Origin of the sequence: Streptococcus sp. DD11 (genome assembly GCF_001578865.1) — a bacterium.
Lineage (GTDB): Bacteria > Bacillota > Bacilli > Lactobacillales > Streptococcaceae > Streptococcus > Streptococcus panodentis.
In genome coordinates this window covers 148,852-156,575 of record NZ_KQ969397.1, presented here as the reverse complement: position 1 = coordinate 156,575, position 7,724 = coordinate 148,852, and the positions used below count along the sequence as shown (strand labels likewise).

Sequence of the window (7,724 nt, the reverse complement as noted above, 5' to 3'; positions counted from 1 at the left end):
GGTTTGGAGAATAAGAAAGCAATCAAGTTCGGAAGCGGATCAGCTTTGAGAAGGAAGATACGGAGCCAGCTGCCGCTGCGGTCGGAGCAATTCTCTTTAAATTTCTCTGCAAACGGTGTCAGCTTCAACAGCTTTCCAGACAGTTGGAGCTGATGTGCTTTAAAGAGCTTTTCGAAGGCTATAAGAAACATTTTCCAAGGAGAATGATAAAAAATAGAAAACGAATGAAGGGTGGTTAGCATTTTCTAACCTGCCGTCCTCATTCGTTTTTTTGCTGATTCAAATGCAGTATTTCAATGAGAGCCATCAGACATTAGGCAGGAGCAGACAGCCCAAAGCAGTACTTTTGTCGCTTCCTCATGGAAGCTTTATCTACAGCCTCAAAGAGGTCTCTATCGTTTTTGTGCACTTTCTGCCTAGTCTGCTTTCGATTTTTCCATTGAGTATTGGAAGATATAGAAGAAGGGCAGACAGTCTGCTGCAAATTTGGCACTCAGTCTTGATAGGAGACAATACCGATAATAGTGTCTACAGCCCGCTCCATCGTCTGCAGACTGACATACTCAAAGCGGCCGTGCATGTTTTCACCGCCGGCAAAAAGGTTGGGGGTTGGAATCCCCATAAAGGAAATTTTGGAGCCGTCCGTGCCGCCGCGGATAGGCTCGATAAGAGGCTGGATGTCCAGACTTTCCATGACTGCCTTGGCGATATTGACCGGTGTCATGTCTTTCTCGATGACCTGCTTCATGTTGTAATATTGGTCTTTGAGGGTCAGGCTGACGCGCTCGCTGTCCAGCTCTTGGTTCATCTTGTCAGTAATGGCCTGCATAACAGCTTTGCGATGTTCAAAAGCCTCCGTCTCAAAGTCGCGGACAATGTAGCTGGCTTGAGCCTGCTCGACGGTTCCGGTCACGCTCATCAGGTGGTAGAAGCCTTGGTAGCCTTCGGTCTTCTCAGGGCGGTCGCCGGCAGGCAGCTGATTGTGAAAATCAATGGCCAGCTGCAGGGCATTGACCATTTGTCCCTTGGCTGTTCCCGGATGGACATTGCGTCCCTGAAAGGTGATTTCTGCACCGGCAGCTGAGAAGGTTTCATACTGGAGTTCTCCCAGCGGGCCGCCGTCAACAGTGTAGGCAAAGTCCACATCAAAGTCCTGAGCGTCAAACTTGTCAGCACCGACACCGATTTCCTCGTCTGGTCCGAAGCCGACCCGGATTTCTCCGTGCTTGATGTCTGGGTGAGCCGTCAGGTACTCTATAGCCGTCATGATTTCTGCGATGCCCGACTTGTCATCGGCGCCCAGCAGAGTAGTCCCGTCAGTTGTAATCAGGGTTTGTCCCTTGTATTTATGCAGGCTGGAAAAGTCTGCCGGATCCAGACTGAAGCTGGAGTTTCCAAGTGCAATCGTGCCGCCGTCATAGTTGTCGATAACCTGCGGATTGACACCTTCAGCATTAAAATCTGCAGTATCCATATGGGAAATAAAGCCAATCTTGCGGGTAAAAGCCGGGTCATTGGCCGGCAGGGTTCCAATCGCAAAGCCGTTGGGCAGGTAATAGACATTTTGCAGACCGACCCGCTTCATTTCAGGAATGAGCACTTCATTGGCAAAGTCTGCCTGACTTTGGGTGCTGGGAGTGGCAGTAGATGTCTCGTCGGAGCGAGTGTTGATCTTGACATAGGTCAAAAAACGGTCTAAAAGATTTGGGTATTTCATGGTGTCTCCTCTGATACTGTTTGAAAATCGAAAACCGCTGGATGCGGCTGTTGGAAACGGCACTGCAGCTGGAGAGCAGTGCTTCTGGCATTCCTGACAGAAACTTTCTCCGCCATCTCAATCCATCCAATGGTGATGGAGGGCGTCTTGCCGTTTGGCCTGGCTTCTCATCGTCTGAGCAGCAGGCAGTCGGCCAGCAGGCAATGGCTCCGCCGCTTCCTGGCTGAACAAAATGCTTAAGTCTGTGACTTTGCGGACAAGTCTGTTGATTTTCTTTCGTATGGAATAGTTTAAAACTATTTTAGCATATTCAGAAGAAAGTGAGAAATTTTTTTATCTTTCTGCAAAAAAACTGCAGGAATCCAGTAATTATTTCAATATCTGTGGGAAATCTGATAAGATATATCTATGGAAAAGGCAAAAAAGATTAAAAAAGTCGTGCTGCTGGGGGCCTGCGGCGGTATCGGCCGCCAGCTGGCAGAGCGGTTGGCCCAGCGAGCTGACCAGCTGCTTCTGGTCGGCAGAGATGAAAGCAGGCTGCGTCAAGCAGTGAAAGAACTGGCAGAAAGCCCAGCCCAGCTGGACTATAGAGTTTTGGATATGAGAGATAGAGCAGCCTTAGAACAGTTTGCCCACGATTTGGAGGCTGATCTCCTGATCAACTGCAGCGGTCTGGCAAGCTTGGAGCAGGCAGCGAACCTGACTGCAGCGGCAGAAGCTGATATTTGGCAGGTCAACTGTCTGGCGCCGATTTTCCTTATGAAACAAGCAGTCCAGAGCGGCAGCTGCACAACCTTTGTCCAACTGTCCTCTCTGGCCGCCATCTGCCCCCATCCTTATCTGGCCGCCTACAGTGCCAGCAAGGCGGCCCTGCACTCCTATTGCTTGTCTTTGCAGGAGGAGTTGAGGCAGGCTGAATCTGCGATGAAGATCTGCGTCTACACACTGGGACCGACCCAGACCGGAATCCTTCCACAGCAAGCAGCAGCCGCCTTGGGCGGCGGCGGTTTGCAGCTGCAGGCGTCTGCAGCCGCAGCCGGCATTCTGAAACAGCTTGAGAAAGAGCGGACTTCTGCCGTCATCGGTGCAAGGTACCGCCTGCTTGTCTGCCTGATGAAACTGCTGCCGCAGAGCTGGCAGCTGGGCCTGCTGGGACATTATTTACGAAAGGGGCTGAGTTGATGCATCTGATTTTTTTACTCCTCGCTCTGACTTATTTGGGGCTTTTTCTGCTGCGCTGGCTTCTTTCTTTGAGCTATTTCAAAAAAGAGGGAAAAACAGCCTGTCAGGCTGGCTTTAAGGAGGTGCTGTACACTGTTGTTCAGCCCATTCTGTCAGGCGATCCGCGCTTGGAAGCCGACCTGCTGGCCAATCTTCAGCAGACAGCAGACTTGGAATTTTTTTGGCTGATTGACAAGTCTGATCCAGAGGCTCAAAGAGCAGCGGACCGTATTTGCCAAAATCCCTCCTTTGCTCGGCGTATCCGCCTCTTTCTCATGGATGACGTCCCTCAGGGCATGAATCCCAAAAGCTTTAAAATTGCACAGATTGTCAAAGAGCTGACCAGACCTTATATAATTGTTTTGGATGATGATACGGTCATTGACTTTTCAAAAATGGGAGAGCTGGCAGCTTATGATGGCAGGACTGCCATTCTGACCGGTATTCCCTACAATCATGAGCGGAGCAATTTCTGGTCTAAGCTGGTGGCAGCTTTCGTCAATGGCAATTCCTTTATTACATATCTTACCATGGCAGCCATGAAGGCCAATCACTCTATCAACGGCATGTTTTATATTCTGCCGGTGGAGCTGGTCAAAGAGCTGGACCTGTTCGGTCAGATTATGGACTGTCTCTGTGATGATTTGGCTGTTGCTGATTATCTGAGCGGCAGAGGGATTGAGATTGTTCAGACACGGGTGACCTGCAATGTCCGCAGCACCATTAAAGACGGCCGGCAATACGGTCTGCAGATGAAGCGCTGGCTGCTTTTTACGTCTATTTACCTGCGGGAACATCTGGACTGGAAGCTGCTGTTGCTGATAGCCTTGCCCAGCTGCCTGCCGATTCCTCTCCTTCTTTGCGGTCTTGTCCTTGGCTGGCCTTATCTTGCTCTGGCCTTGCTGCTGTTTGCTGCAAAGGCGCTCTGGATGTTTGCTTATCGTCGTTTGATACTGTCTGCCCGGCCTCATCCAGCTGAGATTGTCTATGAAATCCTGAATGACTTGCTGCTGCCTTTTCTCTTTCTCTATGTCCTCGTCAGTCCTCCTCTGATAAACTGGCGGGGCAGAAAGATTCGTGTGACAGACGGGAAGATTCGTTATGAGTAAGATGGGCAGGTATATCAGGGAGCTTGCCGCCCTGCCGCCGGAGGCGACTTTGCTTGCTGGGCCTAGGCTCATGCTCTTTCTCAGCGGCAGCAGCCAGCTGGATCGGGCGACTCTGACACCGGGTCAGCAGGCCCTTTTAAAAGACCTCTGCCCGGCAGGCTATAGCTGTGTCAGCAGCAACTTCCCCTACAATCAGCATTTTGAACATGATGAGCAGCAGCCGGTGTCCTTGCTGGCGGCCTCCTTTTCTAATGTCCGTTATTATTGGCATACTTTGTTCAATGCTGCATTTCAAAAGGAACTGGCCCGGCACCTGCAGCCCTTGCTGCAGGCAGAAGCGGCTGTTATCATCTGCAAAAGCTCCGGTCTCAATTTACTGACCCAGTGGCTGGACGGGATAGAGCATCTGCAGCCTAAACTGCAGGTCATTGCTCTGGGGCCGGTGTCTCGGCGGCTGCTGACACGGACAGATCTTGATTTGCTGGTGATTAAGGGCAAGAAGGACAGGTACTCTCATATGTTGGACCGTCATGCGACGGATGCTGTCATTGATTCCAATCATTTTGATTATGAATACCGAGAAGATGTGAAAGGATTGATTTATGACTGGCTTAGAAAAAGCGATAAAGATTGATGTGGTCTGCGTCCCTTTCAGCGGACATTTGCTGCCGACTCTGACCCTCCTTGAGCCCTTGCTGGCTGACCGCCGTTTTCAGATACGGGTCATTACCGGCTGTCAGAAAAAGGAGCTGGTGGAAACAATCGGTTTTGACTGTCTGGCCCTCTTTCCTGAAAGGCCTACGGTCATGGAAGACATTGCCAATACACCGCAGAAACTCAATCTTCTGACGGCCTACCGGCAGTTTCGGGCCAATGCTGATTTGATTCCTCAGGTGATGGACGAATTGCATCGGATATGGCAGAAGGACGGCCGGCCCGATCTGGTCATTGCTGATTTTGTAGCCACTCCGGCCGGGCTTGTGGCTGACCGTCTGGGTCTGCCCTGGATAACGACCATTCCCAGCCCTGTCGCCCTTGAGTGCCGATGGACCACTCCGACCTATCTGGGCGGCTGGAGACCGCATGAAGGCCGCCTTTACAAGATCAGAGATGCCTTGGGCAGAAAAGCCATTCATCTAGGAAAACGTCTGGCTTTCTCTCTGATCAGGAGGAGTTTGGGAGATGTTCAGGATTTTAAGCTGTATCGGCCCGATGGGACGGAAGCGATTTATTCGCCCTATTCCATTCTGGCTCTGTGGCTGGAAGAGTTGGAATTCCGCGATGACTTTCCTGAGCAGCTCCGTTGGGTGGGCTACAGGTGCCTGTCCTTTGACAGGCTGCCTCAGGAGCAGCAGACTTATTTTGCTGCTGACGGCAAAAAGAAAGTTTTAGTGACCTGCGGTACGCACTTGCTGTGGGAGAAAGAGCGCATGGTCGGCTGGTCGCAAAAGCTCAGCCAGCACTATCCGGACTATCAGTTTTATGTGACTCTGGGACAGGCAGGCGGTTTGGGAAATCCGCCTCAAAAGCTGGCTGCCAATCTGCTGGTTTTTGACTATCTGCCCTATTCAGATATTTTGGAGCAGATGGACTTTGTCATCCACCATGCCGGTACAGGTATCATGCTCTCCTGCATCGAACTGGGCATTCCCAGCCTCATTCTGCCGCAGGATTATGACCAGTTTGACAATGCAGTGCGGGCAGAAATCGGACAGGCAGGCTTGGTGGTCCGCCGGCAGACCGATACAGAAGTGCTGCGCCTGTTTCAGGAGCTGACAGAGCGGACGGATTGGCCGCAGCTGCAAGACTTGGCACAAAAAAGCCGAGCCTATGAGCCTGCCAAGCTTCTCTATCAGGAATTAAGCCGTTTATTGCAGCTGGACCTATAAGCCTTTGTCAGGGATTTTTCTTCCTGTTTTCAGCAATTATTAAAATGTCCGAATTATTAAGTTTTTTCTTTTCCATGGGAAATACTGGTTTTCATCTATCCATCCCTTTTGCAACATGGTAAAATAGAATAGATTGCAAGGAAAAAGAGGAAATAATGAAATCATGATGAAGAAAGCTGTTTTAATGATGACCTTTGGTTCGCCTGAGGAAATTACCTTTGAGGGAGTAGCTGATTTCTTTACCAATATCCGCCGCGGTGTCCGACCGCAGGACCATGAGATTCAGACGCTCTATGACAACTATGTCCTGATTGGCGGAACGCCTCTGCAGCGGATCAGCAGGGAAGAAGTAGAAAAGGTCGGCCAGCGCTTGGCAGGTGACTATGCAGTTTACTTTGCCAATAAATTTTCCCGGCCTTTTATTCCCGATGTTATCAGACAGATGGAAGCAGACGGGATAGAGGAGTGCATCTGCCTGATTTTGGAGCCCCATTTTTCCTACTATTCTGTTATGGGCTATGAGAAGTTCATCGAGAGTGACCGGATTCGATTTAACATCATCAAGGAATGGTATCAGGAGCCGGCTATCGTAGATTTTTGGTCGCAGGAGCTGGCTGAGATTCTGCGGGAAGAGGTCAGGGACCAGTCCTTTCAGATCCTTTTTTCGGCCCACAGTGTGCCGATACTGGCTCTGGACTTCGGGGACCCTTATATTGATCAGATTTATGACAATGCCAGACTGATTGCTGACAGGCTGGGTTTGACGGAGGGTCAGTATCTCAATGTCTGGCAGAGTGAGAGCGATATCGGCCTGCCTTGGATTAAGCCGGATGTGCTGGATTATATCCGCGAGCAGCCGGAGCATCCGCAGCATTATATTTTTGTCCCCATCAGCTTTATCAGCGAGCACATTGAGGTCCTTTTTGATAATGATGTGGAGTGTCAGGAATTGTGCCGCGAATACGGGATTGCCTACCACCGGCCGCCTATGCCCAACAGCGATGATCGCCTGATTGATGCCTTGGTCAGCACGATTCGCCGGCATGAAGGGGGAGAGTTCAAAGAGTTTCTCCCCGAGCAGGAGACATTTGACGAACTGCAGCCATCGCGGGAAAGCAGCCAGATTTTAGCAGAAGATTCCGATTTGAAAATGCCGGATTTTGTCAAGAAACTGATTGAGAAAAAAGGCCGGGAAAATGTCAAAATGCCTTACTTTGTTAAGAAAATGCTGGAAAAAGCAGGCAGGCTGCCTAAAAGCTGATTGTCACAGAGGATGAGCTGGCAGCTGGCATCAGAAACGATTATATCGTCATTTAGTTTATCTTTTATCACTTTGTTAGCTCGCCTTGCTTTAACAGCCCGAACCTAAAAACGAGATAGTGAGGTAGAAAGGTTGTGGGTGAGGACACAGCCATCATGGGAGTCTGTCTCAGCCTCTACTATAAGCAAAGGAAAAGACTGTAAAAAGGAGATTGCCGTGAGACTTTGGCATCAGGATTTGATTGAAAAACTGCCGCGTCAGCAGCTCTTGGGCCAGCATCGGGAATGCGCAGCCCTGCGCGGCAAGGGCTGGGGCAAGCCGCATGCAACGGTCAACTATGTCTTTGAGCACAGCCCCTATCTGCTCTATAGCTATCATCAGCTCATCATGAAGGAGATGCAGAAGCGGGGCTATCAGCCCGATGCCCTCTGGCTGGACAAGGATTACCGGGGCAAGAGCTGTCCCGCCTATGAGGACCTGCCGGAGCTGGCAGTCAGCCTGCCAATCTATCCAGAGCATGATGCAGC

8 protein-coding genes are annotated in these 7,724 nt (G+C 50.5%); 6 read left to right on the top strand and 2 right to left on the bottom strand.

The genetic code is table 11. The features are described 5' to 3' along the window. A partial coding sequence (locus tag STRDD11_RS13925) for a hypothetical protein (RefSeq protein ID WP_206512715.1) occupies positions 1–242 on the bottom strand: 242 nt, incomplete at its 3' end. Between the two features lie 251 nt (positions 243–493). Beyond that, entirely contained in the window at positions 494–1,717 is a 1,224-nt protein-coding gene (pepT, locus tag STRDD11_RS11835; RefSeq protein WP_128837457.1) for a peptidase T, read from the bottom strand. A 408-nt stretch (positions 1,718–2,125) separates the two neighbouring features. Between pepT and STRDD11_RS11825 the strand changes: the two genes are divergently transcribed. The 6 genes from STRDD11_RS11825 to STRDD11_RS11800 form a co-directional block, all read left to right on the top strand. Continuing rightward, positions 2,126–2,899, top strand: a complete 774-nt coding sequence (locus STRDD11_RS11825) for an SDR family NAD(P)-dependent oxidoreductase (RefSeq protein ID WP_128837455.1) — start codon at positions 2,126–2,128, stop codon at positions 2,897–2,899. Then, positions 2,899–4,047 carry a glycosyltransferase gene (locus STRDD11_RS11820; RefSeq protein ID WP_128837454.1) on the top strand — a complete coding sequence of 383 codons (1,149 nt, stop codon included), beginning with the start codon at positions 2,899–2,901 and terminating at the stop codon, positions 4,045–4,047. The genes STRDD11_RS11825 and STRDD11_RS11820 overlap by 1 nt, the downstream gene beginning before the upstream one ends. Further along, positions 4,040–4,681: a hypothetical protein gene (locus STRDD11_RS11815; RefSeq protein ID WP_128837453.1), complete on the top strand. Its 642-nt coding sequence runs from the start codon at positions 4,040–4,042 to the stop codon at positions 4,679–4,681. Before STRDD11_RS11820 ends, STRDD11_RS11815 begins: the two co-directional genes overlap by 8 nt. Next, on the top strand, positions 4,650–5,936 hold the full coding sequence (locus STRDD11_RS11810) for a glycosyltransferase (protein ID WP_128837452.1): 1,287 nt from the start codon (positions 4,650–4,652) through the stop codon (positions 5,934–5,936). The genes STRDD11_RS11815 and STRDD11_RS11810 overlap by 32 nt, the downstream gene beginning before the upstream one ends. A gap of 166 nt (positions 5,937–6,102) precedes the next feature. Further along, on the top strand, positions 6,103–7,197 hold the full coding sequence (gene hemH / locus STRDD11_RS11805) for a ferrochelatase (RefSeq protein ID WP_164828494.1): 1,095 nt from the start codon (positions 6,103–6,105) through the stop codon (positions 7,195–7,197). Between the two features lie 216 nt (positions 7,198–7,413). Next, on the top strand, positions 7,414–7,724 hold a 311-nt coding region (locus STRDD11_RS11800), incomplete at its 3' end, for a TIGR02328 family protein (protein WP_128837499.1).

What these genes read in the sequence shown, in the direction of transcription:
- STRDD11_RS11815 (WP_128837453.1), top strand. Translation starts at nt 4,040, where the DNA reads ATGAGTAAGATGGGCAGGTATATCAGGGAGCTTGCCGCCCTGCCGCCG.
- STRDD11_RS11810 (WP_128837452.1), top strand. Translation starts at nt 4,650, where the DNA reads ATGACTGGCTTAGAAAAAGCGATAAAGATTGATGTGGTCTGCGTCCCT.
- STRDD11_RS11820 (WP_128837454.1), top strand. Translation starts at nt 2,899, where the DNA reads ATGCATCTGATTTTTTTACTCCTCGCTCTGACTTATTTGGGGCTTTTT.
- STRDD11_RS11825 (WP_128837455.1), top strand. Translation starts at nt 2,126, where the DNA reads ATGGAAAAGGCAAAAAAGATTAAAAAAGTCGTGCTGCTGGGGGCCTGC.
- pepT (WP_128837457.1), bottom strand. Translation starts at nt 1,717, where the DNA reads ATGAAATACCCAAATCTTTTAGACCGTTTTTTGACCTATGTCAAGATC.
- hemH (WP_164828494.1), top strand. Translation starts at nt 6,103, where the DNA reads ATGAAGAAAGCTGTTTTAATGATGACCTTTGGTTCGCCTGAGGAAATT.